Below are 23548 nucleotides of genomic sequence, written 5' to 3'. Positions count from 1 at the left end.
ACCGCACATCGCGGGACCGAATGTACGTCCGAGGATCACGATCGTCGGGAGCCTGTCGAACTGGATGAGGAAACCTCGGGACCGCCATTCGGCCGCCCGCCCCTGTCCGTCCTGAAGGAAATGGGTCCTTCGGAACCGAAAGAAGCAAAAATGTTCGATATCAAGCGCAAGACGATCGAGTGGGGCGGCAAGACGCTGGTCCTCGAAACCGGTCGCATCGCCCGTCAGGCCGACGGCGCCGTTCTGGCCACCATGGGCGAAACCGTCGTCCTGGCCACCGCCGTGTTCGCCAAGAAGGCCAAGCCGGGGCAAGACTTCTTCCCCCTGACCGTCAACTATCAGGAAAAGACCTTCGCGGCCGGCAAGATCCCCGGCGGCTTCTTCAAGCGCGAAGGCCGTCCGTCGGAAAAGGAAACCCTGGTTTCCCGCCTGATCGACCGTCCGATCCGCCCGCTGTTCGTCAAGGGCTTCAAGAACGAAGTCCAGGTCGTCGTCACCGTGCTGCAGCACGACCTCGAGAACGATCCCGACATCCTGGGCATGGTGGCCGCCTCGGCCGCCCTGGTCCTGTCGGGCGCCCCGTTCATGGGCCCGATCGGCGCCGCGCGCGTCGGCTATATTGACGGCGGCTACGTGCTGAACCCGACGCTCGACGAGCTGAAGGAAAGCAAGATGGACCTGGTCGTGGCCGGGACGTCCGAAGCCGTGATGATGGTCGAATCCGAAATCCAGGAGCTCTCGGAAGAGATCGTCCTGGGCGGCGTCAACTTCGCCCACAAGGAAATGCAGACGGTGATCGACGGGATCATCGAGCTGGCCGAGCACGCCGCCAAGGAGCCCTTCGACTTCCAACCGGAAGACACCGACGCCCTGAAGGCCGAAGTGAAGAAGGCCGTCGGCAAGGACCTGGCCGCCGCCTACACGATCCGCGCCAAGGGCGACCGCGTCGCCGCCCTGTCGGCCGCCAAGAACAAGGCCGTCGAGACCTTCGCCAAGAGCGACACCAACCCGGCCGGCATCGATCCGCTGAAGCTGATCTCGGTGTTCAAGGAACTGGAAGCCGACATCGTCCGCCGCTCGATCCTGGACACCGGCATCCGCATCGACGGCCGCACCGTCGACACGGTCCGTCCGATCCTGGGCGAAGTCGGCATCCTGCCGCGCACCCACGGCTCGGCCCTGTTCACCCGCGGCGAGACCCAGGCGATCGTGGTCGCCACCCTGGGCACCGGCGACGACGAGCAGTTCATCGACGCGCTGGAAGGCACCTACAAGGAATCCTTCCTGCTGCACTACAACTTCCCTCCCTACAGCGTCGGTGAGACCGGCCGCATGGGCAGCCCGGGCCGCCGCGAAATCGGCCACGGCAAGCTGGCTTGGCGGGCTCTGCGTCCGATGCTGCCGGCCAAGGAAGACTTCCCCTACACCATCCGCCTGGTCTCCGAGATCACCGAGTCGAACGGCTCGTCCTCGATGGCCACGGTCTGCGGCAGCTCGCTGGCCATGATGGACGCGGGCGTTCCGCTGATCCGTCCGGTCTCGGGCATCGCCATGGGCCTGATCCTCGAAAAGGACGGCTTCGCCGTTCTGTCCGACATCCTGGGCGACGAAGATCACCTGGGCGACATGGACTTCAAGGTGGCCGGCACCAGCCAGGGCCTGACGTCTCTGCAGATGGACATCAAGATCGCCGGCATCACGCCCGCGATCATGGAGCAAGCGCTGGCCCAGGCTAAGGGCGGCCGCGAGCACATCCTGGGCGAGATGAACAAGGCCATGGACGCGCCGCGTGAAGACGTCGGCGACTACGCGCCCAAGATCGAGACCATCACCATCCCGACCGACAAGATCCGCGAAGTGATCGGCACCGGCGGCAAGGTGATCCGCGAGATCGTCGCCACCACCGGCGCCAAGGTCGACATCAACGACGAAGGCACCGTGAAGGTCTCGGCCTCGGACGCCGCCAAGATCAAGGCGGCGATCGACTGGATCAAGTCGATCACCCAGGAAGCGGAAGTCGGCGCGATCTACGACGGCAAGGTCGTCAAGGTCGTCGACTTCGGCGCCTTCGTGAACTTCTTCGGCGCCAAGGACGGCCTGGTCCACGTCAGCCAGATCAGCAACGAACGGGTGGCCAAGCCCTCGGACGTGCTGAAGGAAGGCCAGATCGTGAAGGTCAAGCTCCTGGGCTTCGACGATCGCGGCAAGACCAAGCTGTCGATGAAGGTCGTCGACCAGGAAACCGGCGAAGACCTGTCCAAGAAGGAAGCCGTGAGCCCGGAGGAAGCCGTCAACACCTGAGGGTGATGGCGGTCTCCATCGTGAGACTTTAGCAGGCGGGCGGCTCCGAAAGGGGCCGCCCGTTTTGCGTTTGGGGGGTGCGCCGCAGGGGCTTGGCAGAGGCGCCGTTCTTCGGGATAGCCTCGCCGAATGGATTTCACACACTATCGCTGTGACTGGGAGCATCCCGCGTCGGAAAATCCGATCACTCTCTTCTACGAAGTGAGTGCTTCTGGAGATGTGCCGCGCGCCATCGACGTTTTCGCCAATGGCCAAACGGTGTGCCGCGCCGTCGCGGATTTCGCAGGCCGGATGAACGAACTGCCTGGCTTTAATAGTCTCGTAGAAGGCTCATTCTTCGACACCCTCGTCGGACACGAGTTGGGCGTTCCGAGCAAATCCGGTGGCGACAGGCTCACCATCTTCCAGATCCCCTATTCGGAATTCAGAAAAGTGTGGTGCGACCAACGCGGGTATTGATGGCCGCATCCGCCCGTGGATGCGGCCCCGCCTCAAATCCTTGGTGGATCGGAGCTCTGGGGTCAGGCCGTGTCAAGGACCGGCCTTCGGCCGGCCGCGCCGCGGCGACGCGGAGCGTCGTCCTTGACACGGCCTGACCCCAGAGCAAGCTCGCCTCCATGGATCTAAGGCGGGGCCTGTCCGCCGAGGGCGGCCGGTCGCCGCAAACCGCCTGTCCGGTTCGCCGGCTCCCGGCCGCGCCCCTTCCAGCCAAGCGTCCCGCCCCCAACCCGTTTTGCGTTTCCGTTCAAAGGGGTTAGCTTAACCATAAGCGTTTGGGGGGCGCTTGGGATGAACGACGATCCGAGACGAATTCACTGCGACCGCCACGGGGCGCAAAGACCCGCCTTCGTGTGCGGGCACCTGGTCTCGGGCGTCGGGCTCGGCTTCGTTGAACCGGAGGGGCCGCAGGACGAGGACGCGTCGGACGAACAGGCGGCTTGGTGCGACCGCTGCGAGACGGCCCGCCTGGCCGGCGGCGGCTGGACCGCCCAGTCCGAGGCCGCCGCGGGGATCACCCTGGTCTGCGCCGTCTGCTTCGAAGCCTCGCGGGCCCGCAACACCCATTGGATGGAAGGCGTGGCGCGCGGCTGGCGACATACCGACGCGCGCTAGGGTCGGTCGTCCTTCGACAAGCTCGCGATGAGGTTTTCCACCGCCACCTGCACTCGGTCCTCATCCTGGGCCTGTCGAAGGACGAGGACCACGCACCCTGCCTGAAGGTTGGTCGGCCCTAGCCCCTCGGCGTCACCTGCACGATCACGTCGTCCGGCGTCCCGTTCCCGCCCCGGCACGCCGCCGGCTTGAACTTCAGGTCCATGCAGATCCAGACCTCGATCAGGCGGCCCTCCTTGTTGACCCGCACGTTCAGGCCGTCGGCGGTCATGCCGCGATTGCGCTTGAGGAAGGCGGCGCGCACCTCGCCGGCGGTCAGGGTCCCGCTCGGGCCCGGCTTGAGGTCCGGAACCTTGAAGCCGTCGCGCACGGCGCGGGCCTTCTTGAAATAGGCCTCGGGCGTGTCCCACTGGCAGGTGCCGTGCGCCTGCCACTCGTGCTGCTGCAGCCAGGGCGAGGGGGTCATGCACAGATTGGCCATCACCGTGGCCGCGCTCATCGGCGGGCTGGGCTTGCAGTAACGGGGATGGACCTTGTCCGGTCCGCTGGGCCACAGGCCGTGCACCGTGAAGCCGAAGCTGTTGGTCTGGCACTGGATGACCTTGTCCGACTCCGGGATGCCCGCGCGGCACGCCTCGGGCGACCAGAACAACGCCAGCAGATAGGCGGCCGTCGGGACGTCGGTGTGGATCTCGCGGGCGGGCGGAACCTCGGCCGCGGCCGGGATCACGCTGGGCGGGATCGCGCAGGACTTCAGGCTGGAGGCCTGGGCGGCGCCGGCCAGGGCCAGGGATGCGAAAAGGCCGAGCACGGCCTGGGTGATCTTGGACGACGGCATGGGGGCTCCGGGGCTCACCGCGCCCTGTCTAGCACGTCACGACCGTCCCTCAATTCCGCTCATCCCGGCGAACGCCGGGACCCAGATCCAAAAGCTGGGTGGCTGATTGGAAGGGCTCAACGTTCTTGGCGTCAGCTCCAAAGCCATCCATCTGGGTCCCGGCATTCGCCGGGATGAGCGGATTTGAATTACCGCCGCGCCTCGGTGGCCATCCGCACCGCCAGCCCGCCCAGCACCGAGGCCATCAGCCAGCGCTGGATCAGGGCGAAACTGGGCCGGGTGGCCAGGAAGCCGGCGATGGTCCCGGCGGCCAGGCAGATGCAGCCGTTGACCGTCAGGCTGATCACGATCTGGCTGCCGCCCAGGACCAGGGACTGGCCGAAGATCGCGCCGCGGTGCGGGTCGATGAACTGCGGCAGCAGCGACAGATAGAGCATCGCCGCCTTGGGGTTCAGCAGGTTGGTCAGGAAGCCCATGCTGATCAGCCGGGCGGGGCTGTCCTTGGGCAGCTGGCGCACCTGGAACGGCGAGGCGCCGCCCGGCTTGATCGCCTGCCAGGCCAGCCACGCCAGATAGAGCGCGCCGCCGAACCGCAGGATGTCGTAGGCGATCGGCGCGGCCATCAGCAGGGCGGTGATCCCCAGGGCCGCGCAGACCAGATAGACGATGAACCCGGCCGCCGTGCCGACCAGCGACACGATCCCGGCCCAGCGGCCCTGGCAGATCGAGCGGCTGACCAGATACAGCATGTTCGGCCCGGGGGTCAGGGCCATGCCCAGGCAGACGAGACTGAAGGCGATCCAGGTCCTGGCTTCGGGCATGGGCGAGTTCCGTTTGCGAAAAGGTGGGCGCCCAGGCGAACGGCTCATGACGTCCGCGCTCCCTCAGGGTGCTCCCTGTGATCGCCAGTCACGCGGACTCGGCGTGTGTACACTGGTTCGCGGTGAAGGTTGAAGCCAGGTTTCCTGGGGGCCTTGCTAGGAACGGGCGGGGACATGCTCTCACACCAGGGCGCTGGCAGGGTTGCAGAGCGTTCGCCGTGAGTGCGTGTCCCCAACGTCATCCGCTGCGCTTGGTTGTTGTCCAGGATCAAGGTTTGACGTCGAGGATGTCGTTGGGGACACGCACTCACTCCACGCTTCTGAGGCGATTTGGCGAGGCCGTGCCGTGAGAGCATGTCCCCGGTTGGCGGCGCTCAGCGATCAAACCCTCGCGATTCAACGTCCTGAACTTTCTCGACCCGATTTGGTCCTCACCTCCCAAACCGCCCGTATCCTGATCTCTCCCTTTCCGTCACCTCAGCGGCCCGCCGCGTGAGCTTGAGACGTCGTGCCGGCTAACACTTGCCCCCACCCGACCGCTGCGCGGTCTGTCCGCCCCCATGGGGGGCGGAGGGAAACATTTTTGAGAATGATTATCATTGCACTCTTGCAACGCTCCAGCTAAGAACGCGTCGCAATTACGATTAGGGCCGCGCGTCTCGGCGGCCTTGCTGGGGTTCCTGATGCAAAAGACTTCCAAGCCCGCCGTCGCCGGCGTCCGCAGCCAAGCCCGCGCCGCTCTGGGCGCGGCCGCCGTGGCGGGTCTGGCCGGCCTGGCCATGGCCCCGTCGGCCCTCGCCTCGGCCCCGGGCGCCGATACGGCGCTCGTCACGGCGGCGTCGGCCGACGCGGCGACCGAGGTCTCGGGCGTCAAGGTCGACGGCCGGCGCGTCGCCGACGTCCCGTCGGCCAAGATCACCGCGCCGCTGGTCGACACGCCCAAGTCCATCACGGTCATCCCGCGCAAGATCATCGAGCAGACCGCCGCCACCTCGCTGACGGACATCCTGCGCAACTCGCCGGGCATCACCTTCGGGGCGGGCGAGGGCGGCCAGCCTCTGGCCGACCGTCCGTTCATCCGCGGCCAGGCCTCGGGCAACAACGTCTTCGTCGACGGCGTGCGCGACAGCGGCGGCCAGACCCGCGAGGTGTTCAACCTCGAGCAGGTCGAGGTCGTGAAGGGTCCGGACTCGGCCTATAGCGGCCGCGGCTCGGGCGGCGGCAGCATCAACCTGACCTCCAAGAGCCCCAAGGCCGACGACTTCGCCACCGGTTCGCTGGGCGTGGGCACGGACGCGTATGTCCGCGCCACGGTCGACCTGAACCACAAGATCAACGACAGCGTCGCCGTGCGCCTGAACCTGCTGGGCACGCAGGGGAACACCCCGGGCCGCAAGGCGGTGGACTTCGACCGCTGGGGGATCGCGCCGTCGGTCGCCTTCGGCCTGAACGGCCCGACCCAGCTGGTGCTCAGCTACTACCATCTCGACGGTAACAACATGCCCGACTACGGCATCCCGCTGTCGACCAAGACCGCCCAGCCGCGCACCGAGGACGGCATACTGGCGGTCGATCCGCGCAGCTTCTACGGCCTGCGCTCGCGCGACTACCAGAAGACCAAGGCCGACATCGGCACGATCGCCTTCGATCACCAGATCAACGAGAACTTCGGCGTTCGCCAGGTGCTGCGCTACTCCAAGACCCTCAACGACTACATCGTCACCAATCCTGGCGACGGCGGCCCCGCCCAACTGGTCGACGGGTCGTGGTGGATGAAGCGCGCCACCAAGACGCGCTGGAACCCGACCACGACGATCGCCGCCGTGACCGATTTCCACGGCAAGTTCGACACCGGCGCGATCAATCACAGCTTCGATCTGGGCCTGGAGCTGAGCCGCGAGAAGAACCTCAACGCCACCTACACCACCTTCACGACCAGCGGTTCGACCTGCCCGACCGGCTTCTCGATGACCGCCGCGAACTCGACCAATCTGGGGGCGGGCGACTGCACCCTGGTCTACGCGCCCAACGACAAGGACCCGTGGGCCGGCGTCATCAACCGCAGCCCGGCCAACTACAACCTCAGCAAGACGGCGGCGGTCTACGCCTTCGACACCATCGAGTTTGGCGAAAAGTGGTTGCTGAACCTGGGCGTCCGCCACGACAACTACCAGAGCTCGGGCCACGACTACTCCAGCTTCACCCAGAACCAGGGCGTGTTCTCGGGCGGCACGATCACCTATCGCGACGCCGAGTGGAGCTTCACCAACTACCAGGCCGGCCTGGTCTACAAGCCGACCGAGGACTCCAGCCTCTACGTCTCCTACGGCACCGCCTCGACCCCGCCCGGCATCGCCGGCGGCGACCAGAACAGCAACGCCACCAACGGCGCGGGCAACCTGTCCGGCCAGGTGCTCGAGCCCGAGGACAGCGAAAGCTTCGAGGCCGGCGCCAAGTGGAACGTCTTCGACGACAAGCTCGCCCTGTCGGGCGCGGTGTTCAAAACCATCCGCGAGAACGCCCAGATTCAGGTCCTGCCCGGCGTCTACCAGCAGGTCGGAGAGACCCAGGTCCAGGGCTTCGAACTGGGCGTCTCGGGCAACATCACGTCCAAGTGGCAGGCCTTCGGCGGCTACACCTACATGGACAGCGAACTGGTCCGCGGCGCCTATAACGGCGTCAACCAGGGCGATCCGCTGGCCAACACCCCCGAGCACACCTTCAGCCTGTTCTCGACCTATCGCGTGATCCGCGCCCTGTCGCTGGGCGGCGGCGCCTACTACGTCTCCGACAGCTTCGGCGGCAACCAGGGCGGCGCGGGCGGCGGGGCCAACAAGGTCTACGCCCCGGCCTACTGGCGCTTCGATGCCTTCGCCAGCTACGTGGTCAATGACAAGGTCGACCTGCAGCTGAACGTCCAGAACCTCGGCGACGAGCGCTATATCGCCAACACCAACGGCGTCCACCACGCCAATCCGGCCCCCGGCCGGCAGGCGATCCTGACCTTGAACGTCAAGTACTGATCCCCTCCCTCCCCGGAGTCCGATCGTTGACGTTCGAGCGCGTCGTCCGGGAGCGGCCTCCCGGACGACGCCATGTTTCTGATAGGAGTCGGATCATGATGATCCAGATCCCCGACGTCCTGACGCCCGCCGAGGTGTCCCACTGCCGGGCCGTGCTCGACGCGGCCGACTGGATCGACGGCAACGCCACCTCGGGCTTCCAGGCGGCGCTGGCCAAGAACAACCGGCAGCTGCCGCAGGACGGCGCGACGGCCCGCGAGCTCGGGGCGATCGTCGTCCAGGCCCTGCAGGCCAATCCGCTGTTCGTCTCGGCCGCCCTGCCGCGCACCATCCTGCCGCCGCTGTTCAACCGCTACGGCGTCGGCATGGGCTTCGCCGACCATGTCGACAATTCGATCCGCCGCGATCCCTCGACCGGCCAGCCCCTGCGCACCGACCTGTCGATCACGGTCTTTCTGAGCGATCCGGACGACTATGACGGCGGCGAGCTGGTGGTCGAGGACAGCTACGGCAGCCATCTGGTCAAGCTGGCGGCGGGGGCGGCGATCCTCTATCCGGCCTCCAGCCTGCATCACGTCACCGAGGTGACGCGCGGCGTTCGCACCGCCAGCTTCTTCTGGATCCAGAGCCTGGTGCGCGACGACGCCAGGCGCGCCCTGCTGCTGGACCTGGACGTGGCGATCCAGCGACTGTCTCTCGCGGTGGGGTCCGCCGACCCCTCGGTGCTGTCGCTGACCGGGACCTACCACAACCTCCTGCGAATGTGGGCCGAAGTCTGACGCGTGGTCGGCGAACAATGATCTCTGACGCCAACCATAAGTTTACTCTTGAGCTTCACCATCCGGCCGCCGATCCCTGGAGCCGCGATGACCTCGCCTTCGAAATCCCCACGATTGAGCGACGCCGAGAGCGCGCAATGGTTCTTCGACCATTCGCACGATCTGTTCGCCGTGGTTTCGAAGGGGCGGCTCGTCACGGTCAATCCGGCCTGGACCCGGGTGACAGGCTGGACCCGCCAGGAGCTGATCGGCCAGCCCGCCCTGCGCTTCGTGCATCCGGACTCCCGCCAGGACTTCATCGAGAGCGCGGCCCTGATCCGCGCCTCCGGCGAGGCGGTCAACAGCCTGAAGGTGCTCCGCAAGGCCGGCGGCTGGGCGTGGCTGGAGGGAAGCTCGCGCCTGGGCCCCAACGGCGAGATGATCGGCGCCCTGCGCGACGTCACCGCCGACATGGCCCGCCGGGCCGAGATCGCCGCCGCCCGCCAGACCCGCGAACTGCTGGCCTCCGCGGCCGGCATCGGCGTCTGGAGCTACGAGCCGCACGAACAGCACATCGAATGGTCTCGCGACATCTTCGCCGCCACGGGCCTTGAGCCCGACGACGTGGCCCGGCCCGACAAGTTCTGGGAGCATCTCGATCCGGCCGATCGCGAAGGCCTGCGCGAGGCCTTCGACGCGGCCGTGCGCACGGGCCAGGGCGGGACCATCGAGCACCGCCTGCGCGGCGCCCGCGACCAGTGGTTCACCTACCGCGCCACCTTCCGCACCGAGCCGCGCGCCGACGGCCTGTTCGCCCTGAAGGGCATTTCCCAGAACGTCACCGACGTGGCCCGCACCCGCGACGCGGCGGTCTGGAGCGAGCGCCAGGCCCGCCGGCTGGTGGAGGAGGCCCCGTTCGCCGTGGCGCTCTACGACCGCGATCTGCGCCTGCAGGTGGTCAGCCCGCGCTTCCTGGAAACCTTCCACGCCACCGAGGCGGAGGTCATCGGCCGCACCTTGCACGACCTGACCTCCGGAACCCGCAAGCGCTTCGTCAGGGCCGTCGAGCGCGCCTTGGCGGGCGAGACGCTGGTGCGGCGCGAGGATCAGTTGCGCGACGGACTCGGCCGCAGGCACACCCTGCGCTGGGAGGCCCGTCCTTGGCGCGACGCCCAGGGCGAGATCGTCGGCGTCATCACCTACATGGACGACGTCACGGCCCTGTCGGAGGCCCGTCGCGAGGCGCACGCCAACGCCCGGCGGCTGCGGGTCGCCCTGGGCGCGGCCCAGGCCGGAGTCTACGAGATCGACCACGCGGGCAAGAGCTTCTGGGGCTCGCCCGAGTTCCACCGCATCCTCGGTCGTCGGGTCACCTATGACGACGTGCGCAGCGCCGTCTGGCCGATGATCCACCCCGAGGACGTGGCGGCGGTCTACGAGGCCGCCGCCACGTCGCGGCGCCACGAGGACGGCCAACCGGACTCCAAGGGGCGCTCCTTCGACGTCCGGGTGGTCACGCCCGACGGCGACGAGCGTTGGATCCGCATCTTCCACGAGGTGCGGACCGACAGCAGCGGCCGCATCCGCAAGGCGTTCGGCCTGATCCTCGACATCGACGACAAGAAGCGCGCCATGCTGGCCCTGGTCGAGGCCGAGCGCACGGCCCAGGCCGCCAACGAGGCCAAGGCCCAGTTCCTGGCCAATATGAGCCATGAGATCCGCACGCCGATGAACGGGGTGCTGGGGGTCATGCACCTGCTCAAGCGCGAGAAGCTGCCGGACGAGGCCGACCACCTGCTGGGCGAGGCCCTGGCCTGCGGGCGCATGCTGTCGACCCTGCTGGACGACGTGATCGACTTCTCGCGCATCGAGGCCGGGCGGCTGGACGTCACCCGCGAGGCGGTCGACCCCAGCGCGCTGGCCATGAGCGTGGCCCGGCTGCTGCGCGCCCAGGCCGAACACAAGGGGCTGGAGCTGCGGGTCGACGCCCCCGACGTCGGGCTGGTCCTCACCGACCCCAGCCGGCTGCGCCAGGCGCTGTTCAACCTGGTGGGCAACGCCGTGAAGTTCACCCTGGCCGGTTCGGTGACCCTGAGGGTCCGCCGCCTGGAGGGGTCTGGAGGCGAGACTGGGCCGCGCGTCGCCTTCGAGGTGATCGATACCGGGGTCGGCATCGCCGCCGAGGCCCAGGCGCGCCTGTTCGAACGCTTCCAGCAGGCCGACGCCAGCACCACCCGCCGGTTCGGCGGTTCGGGCCTGGGCCTGGCCATCACCCGGCGTCTGGCCCAGATGATGGGCGGCGAGGTCGGCTTCACCTCCCGCGAGGGGGTCGGTTCGACCTTCCTGCTGACCATCGCCGCGCCGCCGGCCCAGGCCCTCGCGGCCGAGGCCGAGATGGCCGACGGACTGCTGCAGGGCCTGAAGATCCTGGTGGTCGAGGACAACGCCACCAACCGCCTGGTCGCCCGCCGCATCCTCGAGCAGCTGGGCGCCAGCGTCGAGACGGCCGAGGACGGGCTCGACGGCGTGACCACGGCGGCGCGGGGCTTCGACCTGATCCTGATGGACGTGCAGATGCCCGGCATCGACGGGCTCGAAGCGGCCCGCCGCATCCGCAAGCTGCCGGGCCGCGCCGCCCGCACGCCGATCATCGCCCTGACCGCCAACGTGCTCTCGCACCAGCGCGCCGCCTATCTGGCCGCGGGCATGGACGGCGTCGCCGCCAAGCCGATCGCCCCCGCCGCCCTGATCGGCGAGATCGTCCGACTGGCGGGCGGCCAGGTGGAGGACGTGGCGGCGGTGGCCTAGGCGCCTCGCCCGAAACCGCGCTAAGCATTCCCCCAAAGAACTCGGGGGAAACCAACGCATGACGGCTCAGGATCGGGGTGGGGACCGCGCGTCGATGCGCACGGTGGTGGCGGCCTCGTCGGCGGGCACCGCCTTCGAATGGTACGACTTCTTCATCTTCGGCAGCCTGGCCCAGGTGATCTCCAAGACCTTCTTCACGGGCCTGTCCGACACGGCCGGCTATGTCGCGGCCCTGGCCCTGTTCGGCGTCGGCTTCGCCTTCCGGCCGCTCGGGGCGCTGGTGTTCGGCAAGATCGGCGACCAGGCGGGCCGCAAGGGCGCGTTCCTGGCCACCGTCCTGCTGATGGGCGGGGCGACCTTCGCCATCGCCCTGCTGCCGACCTACCAGCAGGCGGGAATCATCTCGCCGATCCTGCTGATCCTGCTGCGTTGCGTGCAGGGGTTCGCCCTGGGCGGCGAATACGGCGGGGCGGCGATCTATGTGGCCGAGCACTCGCCGTCGAACCAGCGCGGCTGGTCGACCTCGTGGGTGCAGACCTCGGCGGCGTTCGGCCTGTTCGGCGCCCTGCTGGTGATCCTGGCGACCCGTTGGGTCCTGGGCCAGCACGCCGCGCCCGGCGCCTTCGACGCCTGGGGCTGGCGCATTCCGTTCGCCGTCTCGATCGGCCTGCTCGGCGTCTCGGTCTGGATGCGCCTGAAGCTGACCGAAAGCCCGGCCTTCGCGCGGATGGAGGCCGAGGGCGCGGCCTCCAAGGCGCCCTATGCCGAGGCCTTCGGCCAGTGGAAGAACCTCAAGCTCGTGCTGCTGGCCTTCTTCGCCATGATGTCGGCCCAGGGGGCGGTCTGGTACACCAGCTTCTTCTACATCCAGACCTTCATGGAGAAGTTCCTGAAGGTCTCGCCGGGCACGATCAACGGCCTGATGATGGCCGCCACCGCGGTCAGCGCGGTATTCTACGTCGTGTTCGGCGCTCTGTCGGACAAGGTCGGCCGCAAGCCGGTGATGCTGGGCGGCATGACCCTGGCCCTGGCGTTCTACTTCCCCGGCTTCCATCTGCTGGAGCGCGCCGCCAATCCGGCCCTGGCCGAGGCCGCCGCCAGCGCCCCGGTCAGTGTCACCGCCGATCCCAAGGACTGCGCCCTGCAGTTCGATCCGGTCGGCAAGGCCGCCTTCGTCTCGTCCTGCGACATCGCCAAGAGCGCCCTGGCCAACGCCGGGATCTCCTACGCCAACCATGCGGGGCCCGCCGGTTCGGAGGCGGTCGTCCGGGTGGGCGAGACGCGGATCGTGTCGCGAAGCGCCGAGGGCCTGCCGGCCAAGGAGGCCAAGGCGGTGAAGACCGCCGGCGAGGCCGCCATCAAGGCCGCCCTGGCCGAGGCGGGCTATCCGGCCAAGGCCGATCCGGCGCGGATGAACTGGTGGGGCATGTTCGGCGTGCTGATGGTCTTCGTGATCGCCGCCACCGCCCTGTTCGGACCGCTGGCCGCCTGCCTGGTCGAGCTGTTCCCGACCCGGGTGCGCTACACCGCCCTGTCGCTGCCCTACCACATCGGCACGGGCTGGATCGGCGGCTTCGTGCCGTTCAGCGCCTTCGCCATCGTGGCGGCGGTGGGCAACATCTATGCCGGGCTCTGGTACCCGGTGTTCTTCACCCTGATCAGCGTGCTGACGACCCTGTTCTTGCTGCCCGAGACCAAGGACCGGGCGCTGGACTAGGCGGCCGGCGCCGCCATCAGCACCTCGACCGCCACCGAGGCGGCGGCGAGGGCCTGAACCAGGGCTGGATCGACCGGGGCCACGATGAGCCGGACGATCTGTTTTCCCTCGCGGGCCAGTTCGATCAGCTTTTCGGCCCCGACCTCGGCGGGCTCCAGCCGCTGCACGTCGCGGCGGGCCATGATCACGACATCCGGGTCGGCGCCGTGGTCGGCGATCAGCACGTCGGCCGCGCCCAGGGCGCGCAGGGCGCGCAGCGTCAGCAGGTCCGAAGGGCCCTTGCCGGCGATGAACCGCACCTTGCCTTCGCGGCCGACGCCCTTGGCCAGGGCCTGGCGAAACAGCTGGCCGGCCTTGTCCATGTCGCCCGCCATGGCCGCCTGGGCGGCTTCACCGGCCACGGCGTCGCGCAGGAAGGCTCGCCGCTCGTGCAGGGCGGGCAGGGCGCCGCGCACCTCGTCCTGGAACTTGCGCAGCAGGGCCGCCACCCGGCCCGACCCTTCCGGGACCTGGGCCTCGATGTCGTTGCGCAGCTTGGTGGCCAGGGTCGGCGAGGCGCCGCCGGTGCCGACGGCCGCCACCACCTCGCCGCGGTCGATCACCGCCGGGGTGTTGAAGTCGCTCATCGCCGGCTTGTCGACGACATTGACCAGCACCCGCGCCGCGCGCGCCGCGCTCGCCGCGCTCTGCAGGAACACCTCGTCGTCGCCGGCCACGAAGGCCAGGATCGCGCCGGCATAGGTTCCCGGCAGGAAGGCGGCGTGGCCGTCGACCCGCACCAGCGTCGCCGGCGACCCGTCGAACAGCCGCGCCTTGTTGTCGGCGGCCTCGCCGCTGCCGGCGATCACGACCTTTCGGCCGGCCAAGGGGAAATAGGCGGGGAAGGAATCCAAGGCGCGGGTCCTGACCGAAACAGCGAACGTCGCGGCTAGGCTAGCCTGCCTGACTCAAGATTTCACTGGCGGGTTTGGGTTTGAGCAGTGTTAGATTCGGCCAAACGGGTCGTCGGACCCCGCTTTTTCGTTGGGAGGCGAAAGCCCATGACGTCGACCCTGGACATCAACGGCAAGGCGGTCGCCGTCAAGGCGGACCCGCAGACGCCCCTGCTGTGGGTGCTGCGTGACGAACTGGGCCTGACGGGCACGAAGTTCGGCTGCGGCATGGCCCAGTGCGGGGCCTGCACGGTTCACGTCAACGGCGAACCCATGCGGTCCTGCGTGACGCCGATCGCGGCGCTGGCGGGCGCCAGGATCGCCACGATCGAGAGCCTGGGCGGCCAGCACCCGCTGCAGCAGGCCTGGGTCAAGCACGACGTGCCGCAGTGCGGCTACTGCCAGTCGGGCCAGATCATGTCGGCCGCGGCCCTGCTGGCCCAGACCAAGTCGCCCAGCGACGAGGACATCGACAACGCCATGAGCGGCAACATCTGTCGCTGCGGCACCTACCAGCGCATCCGCGCCGCCATCAAGGACGCCGCCGGCCTGACCGCCGCCCCGATGGTCGCGGCGGACGCCGCCAAACCCGCCGCCTCGAACGAGGTCGACGACGAGATCGCCGCCGCCTCGGGCTCGACCGGCCGGGAGAAGGGCCAATGAACCGGCTGATCCAGAAACTGCAACGGCAGGAGGGCGTCAGCCGTCGCGACGTGGTGGTGGGCGCGACGCTGGTCGGCGGAGCCCTGCTGGTCGGCTGCTCGCCCGCGGATCTGATGAGCGCCGGCTCCAAGGTCGAGCCCGGGGCCTTCGGGCCGTTCATCCAGTTCGATCCGGACGGCGCGGTGACGGTGCTGTCCAAGCACATCGAGTTCGGCCAGGGCAATCACGCCGGTCTCGCGGCCATCGTCGCCGAGGAGCTGGACGCCGACTGGAGCCGGATCAAGGTCGTCCATGCCCCGGCCAACGCCAAGCTCTATGGCAACACCACGGCCGGCATCCAGCTGACGGGCGGCTCGTCGGCGATCTCCAATTCCTGGGAGCAGCTGCGCAAGGCCGGGGCCGGCGCGCGGGCGATGTTCGTGCAGGCGGCGGCGACCCGCTGGAACCTTCCGGTCGGCCAGATCACCGTCAAGGACGGGGTGGTCGGCCACGCCAGCGGCAAGAGCGCGGGGTTCGGCGAACTGATCGCCGAGGCCGCCAATGTGACGCCGCCCGAGAACCCGACCCTGAAGGATCCCAAGACCTTCACCCTGATCGGCACCGACCGGGTGCGCCGCAAGGACAGCCTGATCAAGAGCAACGGCTCGGCCCGCTACACCCAGGACGTCCAGCTGCCGGACATGCTGGTGGCGGTGGTCGCCCACGCGCCCCGGTTCGGCGCGACCGTGAAGAGCTTCGACGCCGACGACGCCAAGAAGGTGGCGGGGGTGGTCGACGTCTACGAGATCCCGACCGGAATCGCGGTGGTCGCCGACACCACCTACGCCGCCCGCATGGGCCGCGAGGCCCTGAAGGTCGAGTGGGACGAGGGCAAGGTCGAGACCCGAGGCTCGGCGACGATCGCCCAGCAGTGGCGCGACATCGCCGCCGGCAAGGGGCCCGCCGACCTGAAGTGGCAGGCCTTCGATTCCAAGGGCGACGCGGCGGCCGCCTCGGCTGGAAAAGGGGCCGGGGTCTTCGAGACCACCTACGACTTCCCCTATCTGGCCCACGCCACCATGGAGCCGATGAACTGCGTGGCGATCGTCAGCGGCAACAAGGTCAAGCTTATCCATGGCTCCCAGGCCCAGACCCTGGACCAGATGAACGCGGCCAAGATCGTCAAGACCTTGCCCGGTTCGGTCGAGATCGAGACCCTGTTCGCCGGAGGTTCGTTCGGCCGGCGGGCCAACTTCCCGTCCGACTACGTGGCCGAATGCGTGACCATCGCCCAGAAGGTCGGCCAAGGCCGACCGGTCAAGCTGGTCTGGACCCGCGAGGACGACATGCGGGCCGGCTATTACCGGCCGCTGGTCCACCACGCCGTGCGGGTGACCCTCGACAAGGACGGCTATCCGGCGACCTGGCGACATCGGATCGTCACCCAGTCGATCATGAAGGGTTCGCCGATGCCCTCGAAGGGCCCGGACCAGACGGCGATCGAGGGAACGGCGGGCTCGCCCTATCTGAAGGCCACGCCGATCGTCGACGCCCAGCTGGCCCTGCCCGAGGGCGGCGTGCCGGTCCTGTGGTGGCGATCGGTGGGCGCGACCCACAACGCCTTCGTGATGGAGCACACCATAGACCAGCTGGCGCTCAAGGCCGGCAAGGACCCGGTCGAGTATCGCCGGGCGCTCTACGCCAAGGCGGGCGCTCAACGACACCTGGCGGCCCTGAACCTGGCGGTCGAAAAGGCCGGTCCGAGGCCGGCCGCGGGTTTCGCGCGCGGCGTGGCGGTGCACGAAAGCTTCGGGTCGGTGGTCGCCCAGGTCGCCGAGGTCAAGCTGGTCGGCGGCGAGCCTCGGGTGGGGCGCGTGGTGACGGCGATCGACTGCGGCGTGGCGGTTTCGCCCGATCAGGTCGCGGCCCAGATGGAGGGCGGAACCTGCTACGGCCTCTCGGCGGCGCTCTATGGCGAGATCACCCTGACGGACGGAAGGGTCGATCAGAGCAATTTCGACACCTACCGCGTGCTGCGGATGAACGAGGCGCCGACGGTCGAGACCTATATCGTGCCTTCCGGCAATCCGCCGAGCGGCGTGGGCGAGCCCGGCACGCCGGTCATCGCTCCGGCCGTGGCCAACGCTCTCCTGGCGCTGTCCAAGACCCCGACCAGCCGTCTGCCCTTTGTTCGGGCCGAGGCCTGACGGTCGGGCGACCGACACTAAAGAGCGTTGGCCGTAGCGAAATTCGATGTGGATTTGACGGAACCGGGCCCACGGCGACACGTTCAGTCAAGTCTTGCTGGACGTAAGGCGAGCCGCGAACCATTTTAGCGGCATGGTGGACTCCGGCGACAACCTGAGCTTCGAGCGGCTGACTCCTCGCGAGCGAGAGATTCTGCGGCTTATCGCTCAGCATCGACAGTCCAAGGAAATCGCCCGCCTGCTGCGGCTTTCGCCCAAGACGGTCGAGATGCACGTGCTCAGCGCACGGCGCCGATTGGCCGGTCTGAACCGCCGCGACGCCGCCCTGGCGTTCATCGCCTGGGAAACCGACCCCGGTAATGACTACCGTAAGCAATCGGCCGAGCTAGCCACGGCCCAGTCAGAGGTTTCTTCTCGCTTCAACAGCGAGAGCAGCCATGACGAAATCTTCCACCAACAATCCGAACCCGGCCTCGGCCTTCTTCATCGCGAGCTGGCAGTCCCTGGAAGAAGGCCTGACCCTGATGGCGGGAACGCCGGAACGCGGTCGGCTGGTGGCGGAGACGGTCTCGGCGCTGCGCAAGGCGCAGGCGGCGGGCGATCCGCCCGGCAAGCTGCTTCTGAGAGTCCTGGCCGCGACGGCCTTCCTGGCGGACGACACGCCGCTTCGTATGGAAGGAGTTGGCGCGATGACCTGACTCCCTTGCAGTGGTTGGGCCTGATCCTCGCGATCGCCACCCTGGGCGGAATCCTGCTCGGGACGGTCACGATGGGCGCCCACGAATTCCTCTACGCCCTCCAGCGGTTCCGCGAGGGCTGGAGCCCGCCCCCGGCGCACTGACGCCGAACTTCCAGAAACATTTCATCGACTTGGACGTGCGGGGGGCACCCGTGCGATCGGGAGAGTCATGCCATGAAACGCTCCGAAGCCGCGCGCGCTGGCGCCGAAAAGCTGATGCGCGCCGAAGCCGCGATCGACGCCGCCCTGCGCGAAACCGCCGAACTGATGGGCCTGCTGCCCACGCTGCGGCTCGAGACCAAGCTGTCGGCCGTGCTGGGCCAGCAAGCCGTCGCCAATCTCGGGGAGACTCTGGCCCACATCGTTTCCGCGCGCCGGACGATCATCGAGACCCACAGCGCCCTGGCCACCGTGCGCACCCAGATCGGCTGCGGCGCCCTGGCCGTCGGCGACATGGACAAGGAGGGCGATCCTCCGCGCACGTCCGGATTTCACACCGTCGCCGGAGGACGCGCCGCCTAGGGGCGCCCCAATCGTTCGTCCATGGCGAAAGCCGCCTCCTTCTCACAATGAGATGCGCAATGAGCACCGCCCAGATCACCCACCAAGACAACGTGTCCGAAGAGCTGCAGGAATTCCGTCAACACCTGCGGACGCTCGGGCCCGTGCAGCGCCGCATTCTCTCGGTGCTGATGCCCCAACTGATCGCCCTGGAGGAAGCCGGCGATTCCGACGGCGCGCTGAGCATCATCGAGGAGGTGAGGACCATCCTCTGGGAAGGCAAGCGCACGCGGCACTGACCGACCCTAGGTTGCTTCTCCAGGCTTCGCGCCTGAGGCATGATGGTGCTCGAACCTCGTTTCGAGCGCCATCGCCTTGCAGCTTCATACCCTCATATCCCTCATCCTGGCCGTCCTGATCTGCGGCCTGGCCATGTGGCGCGGCGACCAGGCCGCCCGCTGGAGCGGCGCGGCCCTGCTCGCGTCATGGGTGGGGTCGCTGCTGGTCTACCGCCACGACCCCCACAACGCCGACTACGGCATGCTGGCGATCGATGTCCTGACGCTGGTCGCCTTCGTCTGGATCTCGATGCGCACGCGGCGGATCTGGACCCTGGTGGCCGCCGCGTTCATGGCGATCATCGTCGCCTCCCACCTGGCGGTCATGATCGATCTGCGGGTGACCCTCGGCACGCTGTGGATCAGCATGGCGATGTGGAGCTACGGCCTGCTGGCCTGCATCGCGTTCGGGACCTGGGCGGCCTGCCGCGACCGCGCGGCGATCTGATCGCCAGGCCTGGCGGACGTCAGGCCAGGTCCTGGGGTCGGTCGACATCGAACAGGACGCCGGCGTCGGGCGAGTCGATCAAGGCCAGACGCTCGCCGATCGAGGCCAGCACCTCGCGGGCGCCGACGTCGCCGCTCAGTCCGCGCAGGGCGGCGAAACAGGCTCCTCCAAACAGCACGGGGTGTCCGCGCCGCCCCGCGAAGCGCGGCGCGGCCGCGTCGAAGCCGGGCGTCAAGGCGTCGAGCAGGGCCTGGGCCAGACCGGCCGGAACGCGCGGCATGTCGCCCAGGAACACCAGGACGGCTTCGATCTCGGGCGACAGGGCCGCGACGGCCGCGCCCAGCGATGCGCCCATGCCCTCGGCGGCGCGCGCCGCCACGACGATGTCGAGATCGTCCTCGCGGCCCAACGCCCGGGCATGGTCGCGGGCGATCGCGGCCAGCTCCAGGTCGCCGCCGGTGACCAGCAGCACCCGCCGCGCTGGGCTGCCGAAGGCGGCGTCCAAAGCGCCCGCCACCAGCGGACGGCCTTCGAACGGCGCGAGCAGCTTGCGGCCCCCGGATTGCTCGGCGAACCGCCGCCCGGCCCCCGCCGCCAGGATCACGGCGGCCAATCGCGCGCTTTCTCTTTCCGCCATGTCATCCCGCGCCTATCTTGCAAGTCGACATGACGCCCTATGACGCCAGCCCCACGCAAGCGGTTACCCGCGCCCCGCGCCTGCCCAGCCGCTTGATCGACGGTTTCGGCCGCGCGGTGACCTATCTGCGCGTCTCGGTCACGGACCGCTGCGACCTGCGCTGCACCTACTGCATGGCCGAGCACATGACCTTCCTTCCGAAGGCGGAGGTTCTGTCGCTGGAGGAGCTGGATCGCCTGGCCTCGGCCTTCGTCGGCCTGGGCGTGCGCAAGCTGCGGCTGACCGGCGGCGAGCCGCTGGTGCGCAAGGGGGTCATGACCCTGGTCGAGCGGCTGTCGCGGCATCTGCGGTCCGGCGCCCTGGACGAACTGACCCTGACCACCAACGGGACGCAGCTGGCCGCTCACGCCGACGACCTGGCCCGCCTGGGCGTGCGGCGGATCAACGTCTCGCTCGACACCCTCAAGCCCGACCTGTTCCGCAAGCTCACCCGGGGCGGCGACCTGTCCAAGGTGCTGGCCGGGATCGACGCGGCCCTGGCCGCGGGGCTGCAGGTCAAGGTCAACGCCGTGGCCCTCAAGCACGACAACGCCGCCGAGCTGCCGGCCCTGATCCAGTGGGCGCACGGCCTGGGCGCCGACATGACCCTGATCGAGACCATGCCGCTGGGCGAGGTCGATGTGGACCGCACCGACCAGTACCTGTCGCTGAAGGATGTCCGCCGTGACCTGTCCTCGTTCTGGACGCTGACGGACCTGGCCTACGCCACCGGCGGCCCGGCCCGCTATGTCCGCGTCGAGGAGACCGGCGGGCGGCTGGGCCTGATCACCCCGCTGAGCCACAATTTCTGCGAGGCCTGCAATCGGGTGCGCCTGACCTGCACCGGCACCTTGCACACCTGCCTGGGCCGCGACGACGCCAGCGACCTGCGGGCGGTGATCCGCGGCGGGGCCGACGACGTGGACCTGGAGCGGGCGATCTTCGCGGCCATCGGCGCCAAGCCCGAGGGCCACGACTTCCAGATCGAGGGCGCGCGCCCGGCCGTGGCTCGCCACATGTCGACGACCGGCGGTTGAAGGGGGGCGGCTGATCATGGCGCGGGTGCTGCTGTTCGGACGTCTGGCTGACCAGGCCGGCTGGCGCGACCGCTCCGTCGAGGCCGCGTCCCTGACGGCTCTTCGCGACGCCCTGGCCGCCGTCGATCCGGACCTGGGCGAGGCCCTCGGCGGTCCCGGCGTGCAGGTGGCGGTCGACAAGACCATCGTTCGCGGCGAGGCGGCCCTGGCCGCCGCCACCGAGGTGGCCTTCCTGCCGCCGATGAGCGGCGGATGACGGCCTTTCCGTCCATCAGCCTGACCGCCCAGGCCTTCGAGCCGGGCGCCCTGCTGACCACCTTCTGCGCCGGCCGGGACGAGACCGGAGCGGTGGCCAGCTTCGTGGGTCTGGCGCGCGCAGAACAAGGCCAGGCTCGGGCGCTGGAGCTGGAGGCCTATCCCGGCTTCACCGACGCCGCCATCGCCCGGATCGCCGAGGACGCCAAGGCGCGCTTCTCGCTGCACGACTACCGCATCGTCCACCGCATCGGTCCCATCAAGCCCGGCGAGGCCGTCGTCTTCGTGGCCACGGCGGCCGGCCATCGCCGCGCCGCCTTCGAGGCCTGCGACTTCCTGATGGATTATCTGAAGAGCCGGGCGCCCTTCTGGAAGAAGGAGCATGGCCCGGACGGCGACCGCTGGATCGAGCCGACGACGCAGGATAGGACCGACGCGGAACGCTGGGACTGAAGCGGGATTGGGAGAACACGATGTCGGCAGGCCTCATCCCGGGCGGCGGTGTCAAGCCGGAGCTTCCGTTCAAGCCGGTGCGGGTGGCGATCCTGACCGTGTCGGACACCCGCGACGAGGCCAGCGACACCTCCGGCCAGTTGCTGATCGACCGGGTCAGGGCCGCGGGCCATGACCTGGCCGGCCGGGCGGTGGTCCGCGACGACGTCGAGACCATCCGCCGGACGGTGCGCGACTGGATCGCCGGCGGCCAGGTCGACGCCGTCGTCTCCACCGGCGGCACCGGCTTGACCGGCCGCGACGTCACGGTCGAGGCCCTGGAACCGCTGTTCGACAAGAAGATCGACGGCTTCTCGGTGGTGTTCCACCTGGTCAGCTACGCCTCGGTGGGGCTGTCCACCCTGCAGAGCCGCGCCACGGCGGGCCTGATCGGCGGGGTGTTCGTGTTCTGCCTGCCGGGCAGCAACGGCGCGGTCAAGGACGGCTGGGACAAGGTCATCTCGGCCCAGCTCGACAGCCGCCACAGGCCCTGCAACATGGTCGAACTGATGCCGAGGCTTCTGGAACAATGACCCGCCTGACCCACATCGACGACCAGGGCCGCGCCCGCATGGTCGACGTCTCCGACAAGGTCGAGACCACCCGCGAGGCGATCGCCGTCGGCTTCGTGCGGATGCGGCCCTCGACGCTCGAACTGGCCGTCTCGGGAACCGGCCGCAAGGGCGACGTGCGCGCCGTGGCCGAGATCGCCGGGGTGATGGCGGCCAAGAAGACCTCGGACCTGATCCCGCTGTGCCACCCTCTGGCCCTGTCCAAGATCGAAGTCTCGGTCGAGCCGGCCGAAGGCGGGCTGGCGGTGATGGCCCGGGTCAAGCTGAAGGGCCAGACGGGCGTGGAGATGGAGGCCCTGACCGCCGTCTCGGTGGCCTGCCTGACAATCTACGACATGCTCAAGGCCGCCGAGAAGGGCATGGTCATCGAGGCCGTGCGCCTGATCGAGAAGACCGGCGGCAAGTCCGGCGACTGGCGGGCGGAGTAGGGCGGGCGGCCTTCGGCCCAAGTCGGACCCTTCAAGCGTCCGCTACCGGGCGCGCGGGTCTATGGTCCGCTTGCGGGGACGGCGCCAGTTTCCGCTTCCGACCCATAGGCGATCTTGAGCGCATCGGCTAAGCTAGAGCGCCTTCTCCAAAGCTCACAGCGCATGACCGTTTCCAGGACGAAGATCGACCGCAGATGGGCGCTGAAAGGACGGCTGATCGCCCTCCTTGGCGCGACGCTGATTTTCATAGGCCTTGGCCTAGATATTTGGGGAGGCAGCTGGGGCTGGCTTGGCCGTATCCTAACCCTTTTGGGAATTGTGATCGGCTTAGCGGGTGCTGCGCGTCTGCGCGAAGATCGAAAGAAACACCTGCGGCAAGGCGCGAACGACAGCCTGTAAATCTAGCGCGCATGTTCGGCTCACCACCCTTCTCGGACCTCTGAAACGTCCGCTTGGCGAATGCCTGCATCCACGCCAGAGCAGGCTCGCCATCAAGGTTTTAAGGCGCGGCCTCGCCGCTGCGGGCGGACTTTCTTCTCCTCACCCGTGAAACGGGGGAGGTGGCTCGGCGCGCAGCGACGAGACGGAGGGGGCGTCCAGCGGCGGCCGACGCCCCCTCCGTCACGATGCGTATCCGCATCGCGCCACCTCCCCCGCGTTGCGGGTGAGGAGAAGGGTGTTCGCGGGGATCCAGCCGCGTCCATCCCCGTCAGCGCCGCGAGAAACCCCAACCTTCCCAACGCCCTGAAGAAAAAACAGCGTCACAAATCCTCGAACCTCAAACCGCCCGCATAATCAGAGCTGTCTCCATCACGGGGAGGGCTCTTGGTACCGGCCCAAGCAGGCGATGGAGGTGGAACCGAGCGGGGCCGCCTGGCCTTGGCGATCGGATCGCGTTTGGC

General features: G+C 68.5%; 24 protein-coding genes, 1 pseudogene and 1 riboswitch. Of the genes and pseudogenes, 21 read left to right on the top strand and 4 right to left on the bottom strand.

The genetic code is table 11. The annotated features are described in order from the left end of the window. Window positions 1–150 precede the first annotated feature (150 nt). The 3 genes from pnp to ASD38_RS00560 all read left to right on the top strand — a co-directional run bounded on the left by pnp (window position 151) and on the right by ASD38_RS00560 (window position 3414). Window positions 151–2301, top strand: coding sequence for a polyribonucleotide nucleotidyltransferase (pnp, locus tag ASD38_RS00570; RefSeq protein WP_056437060.1), 2151 nt, complete (start codon window positions 151–153; stop codon window positions 2299–2301). Window positions 2302–2430: 129 nt separating this feature from the next. Beyond that, window positions 2431–2760: a hypothetical protein gene (locus ASD38_RS00565; RefSeq protein ID WP_156390512.1), complete on the top strand. Its 330-nt coding sequence runs from the start codon at window positions 2431–2433 to the stop codon at window positions 2758–2760. 330 nt (window positions 2761–3090) lie between these two features. Further along, complete coding sequence (locus ASD38_RS00560) at window positions 3091–3414, top strand: hypothetical protein (RefSeq protein WP_156390511.1); 324 nt, start codon at window positions 3091–3093, stop codon at window positions 3412–3414. Window positions 3415–3532: 118 nt separating this feature from the next. Here the strand turns inward: ASD38_RS00560 and ASD38_RS00555 are convergent, their stop codons facing one another. Both ASD38_RS00555 and ASD38_RS00550 read right to left on the bottom strand, forming a co-directional pair. Further along, entirely contained in the window at window positions 3533–4252 is a 720-nt protein-coding gene (locus ASD38_RS00555; protein ID WP_056456738.1) for a ribonuclease T2, read from the bottom strand. 188 nt (window positions 4253–4440) lie between these two features. Then, window positions 4441–5073, bottom strand: a complete 633-nt coding sequence (locus ASD38_RS00550) for a LysE family translocator (RefSeq protein ID WP_056437069.1) — start codon at window positions 5071–5073, stop codon at window positions 4441–4443. A 22-nt stretch (window positions 5074–5095) separates the two neighbouring features. Further along, window positions 5096–5175, bottom strand: a riboswitch (ZMP/ZTP riboswitch). A gap of 581 nt (window positions 5176–5756) precedes the next feature. Between ASD38_RS00550 and ASD38_RS00545 the strand changes: the two genes are divergently transcribed. The 4 genes from ASD38_RS00545 to ASD38_RS00530 all read left to right on the top strand — a co-directional run bounded on the left by ASD38_RS00545 (window position 5757) and on the right by ASD38_RS00530 (window position 13379). Continuing rightward, the gene (locus ASD38_RS00545) at window positions 5757–8096 is read left to right on the top strand and encodes a TonB-dependent receptor (RefSeq protein ID WP_056458192.1); all 2340 of its coding nucleotides are present in this window, start codon (window positions 5757–5759) and stop codon (window positions 8094–8096) included. Window positions 8097–8191: 95 nt separating this feature from the next. Beyond that, window positions 8192–8875: a Fe2+-dependent dioxygenase gene (locus ASD38_RS00540; RefSeq protein WP_056456735.1), complete on the top strand. Its 684-nt coding sequence runs from the start codon at window positions 8192–8194 to the stop codon at window positions 8873–8875. Between the two features lie 87 nt (window positions 8876–8962). Further along, window positions 8963–11662 (top strand): PAS domain-containing hybrid sensor histidine kinase/response regulator, encoded by a 2700-nt coding sequence (locus ASD38_RS00535; protein WP_056456731.1) that lies wholly within the window; start codon window positions 8963–8965, stop codon window positions 11660–11662. A 58-nt stretch (window positions 11663–11720) separates the two neighbouring features. Further along, the gene (locus tag ASD38_RS00530; RefSeq protein ID WP_056456728.1) at window positions 11721–13379 is read left to right on the top strand and encodes an MFS transporter; all 1659 of its coding nucleotides are present in this window, start codon (window positions 11721–11723) and stop codon (window positions 13377–13379) included. Here the strand turns inward: ASD38_RS00530 and ASD38_RS00525 are convergent. Further along, window positions 13376–14272, bottom strand: a complete 897-nt coding sequence (locus tag ASD38_RS00525; RefSeq protein WP_056437076.1) for an NAD(P)-dependent oxidoreductase — start codon at window positions 14270–14272, stop codon at window positions 13376–13378. The two genes, ASD38_RS00530 and ASD38_RS00525, sit on opposite strands and share 4 nt — an antisense overlap. Window positions 14273–14419: 147 nt before the next feature. Here ASD38_RS00525 and ASD38_RS00520 point away from each other — a divergent pair, with 147 nt between their 5' ends. From ASD38_RS00520 to ASD38_RS00495, 8 genes and pseudogenes are all read left to right on the top strand, one after another. Beyond that, a complete protein-coding gene (locus ASD38_RS00520; RefSeq protein ID WP_056456726.1) occupies window positions 14420–14974 on the top strand; it encodes a (2Fe-2S)-binding protein in 555 nt (184 codons plus the stop codon). Further along, complete coding sequence (locus ASD38_RS00515; protein WP_056456723.1) at window positions 14971–17160, top strand: xanthine dehydrogenase family protein molybdopterin-binding subunit; 2190 nt, start codon at window positions 14971–14973, stop codon at window positions 17158–17160. The genes ASD38_RS00520 and ASD38_RS00515 overlap by 4 nt, the downstream gene beginning before the upstream one ends. Before the next feature lie 133 nt (window positions 17161–17293). Beyond that, window positions 17294–17476 (top strand): annotated as a pseudogene (locus ASD38_RS25010) (response regulator transcription factor); the annotation flags it as partial. A 121-nt stretch (window positions 17477–17597) separates the two neighbouring features. Continuing rightward, on the top strand, window positions 17598–17858 hold the full coding sequence (locus ASD38_RS00510) for a hypothetical protein (RefSeq protein ID WP_056437079.1): 261 nt from the start codon (window positions 17598–17600) through the stop codon (window positions 17856–17858). Between the two features lie 5 nt (window positions 17859–17863). Beyond that, entirely contained in the window at window positions 17864–18001 is a 138-nt protein-coding gene (locus ASD38_RS24135; protein ID WP_162250201.1) for a hypothetical protein, read from the top strand. A 72-nt stretch (window positions 18002–18073) separates the two neighbouring features. Continuing rightward, entirely contained in the window at window positions 18074–18421 is a 348-nt protein-coding gene (locus tag ASD38_RS00505; RefSeq protein WP_056437081.1) for a hypothetical protein, read from the top strand. A gap of 59 nt (window positions 18422–18480) precedes the next feature. Continuing rightward, complete coding sequence (locus ASD38_RS00500; protein ID WP_056437083.1) at window positions 18481–18699, top strand: hypothetical protein; 219 nt, start codon at window positions 18481–18483, stop codon at window positions 18697–18699. Window positions 18700–18775: 76 nt separating this feature from the next. Then, window positions 18776–19186, top strand: a complete 411-nt coding sequence (locus ASD38_RS00495) for a hypothetical protein (RefSeq protein ID WP_056456720.1) — start codon at window positions 18776–18778, stop codon at window positions 19184–19186. A gap of 19 nt (window positions 19187–19205) precedes the next feature. On the opposite strand, the gene ASD38_RS00490 is transcribed toward ASD38_RS00495, so the two are convergent. Then, on the bottom strand, window positions 19206–19823 hold the full coding sequence (locus ASD38_RS00490; RefSeq protein WP_056456718.1) for a nucleotidyltransferase family protein: 618 nt from the start codon (window positions 19821–19823) through the stop codon (window positions 19206–19208). 29 nt (window positions 19824–19852) lie between these two features. Here ASD38_RS00490 and moaA point away from each other — a divergent pair, with 29 nt between their 5' ends. From moaA to ASD38_RS23615, 6 genes are all read left to right on the top strand, one after another. Further along, window positions 19853–20899 (top strand): GTP 3',8-cyclase MoaA, encoded by a 1047-nt coding sequence (gene moaA / locus ASD38_RS00485; protein WP_056456715.1) that lies wholly within the window; start codon window positions 19853–19855, stop codon window positions 20897–20899. Window positions 20900–20915: 16 nt separating this feature from the next. Beyond that, a complete protein-coding gene (locus tag ASD38_RS00480; RefSeq protein WP_056437097.1) occupies window positions 20916–21155 on the top strand; it encodes a MoaD/ThiS family protein in 240 nt (79 codons plus the stop codon). Next, a complete protein-coding gene (locus tag ASD38_RS00475; RefSeq protein WP_056437100.1) occupies window positions 21152–21607 on the top strand; it encodes a molybdenum cofactor biosynthesis protein MoaE in 456 nt (151 codons plus the stop codon). The genes ASD38_RS00480 and ASD38_RS00475 overlap by 4 nt, the downstream gene beginning before the upstream one ends. 20 nt (window positions 21608–21627) lie before the next feature. Next, complete coding sequence (gene moaB, locus ASD38_RS00470; protein WP_056437101.1) at window positions 21628–22179, top strand: molybdenum cofactor biosynthesis protein B; 552 nt, start codon at window positions 21628–21630, stop codon at window positions 22177–22179. Then, window positions 22176–22646, top strand: coding sequence for a cyclic pyranopterin monophosphate synthase MoaC (gene moaC, locus ASD38_RS00465; RefSeq protein ID WP_056437102.1), 471 nt, complete (start codon window positions 22176–22178; stop codon window positions 22644–22646). The genes moaB and moaC overlap by 4 nt, the downstream gene beginning before the upstream one ends. Before the next feature lie 162 nt (window positions 22647–22808). Beyond that, window positions 22809–23045 carry a hypothetical protein gene (locus ASD38_RS23615; RefSeq protein WP_156390510.1) on the top strand — a complete coding sequence of 79 codons (237 nt, stop codon included), beginning with the start codon at window positions 22809–22811 and terminating at the stop codon, window positions 23043–23045. The last annotated feature ends 503 nt before the right edge of the window (window positions 23046–23548 follow it).

The sequence above is a fragment of the Caulobacter sp. Root487D2Y genome, assembly GCF_001427165.1.
Classification (GTDB): Bacteria; Pseudomonadota; Alphaproteobacteria; order Caulobacterales; family Caulobacteraceae; genus Caulobacter.
Note: the sequence above shows the minus strand (reverse complement) of the source record. Positions and strands in the feature narration are given on the sequence as shown.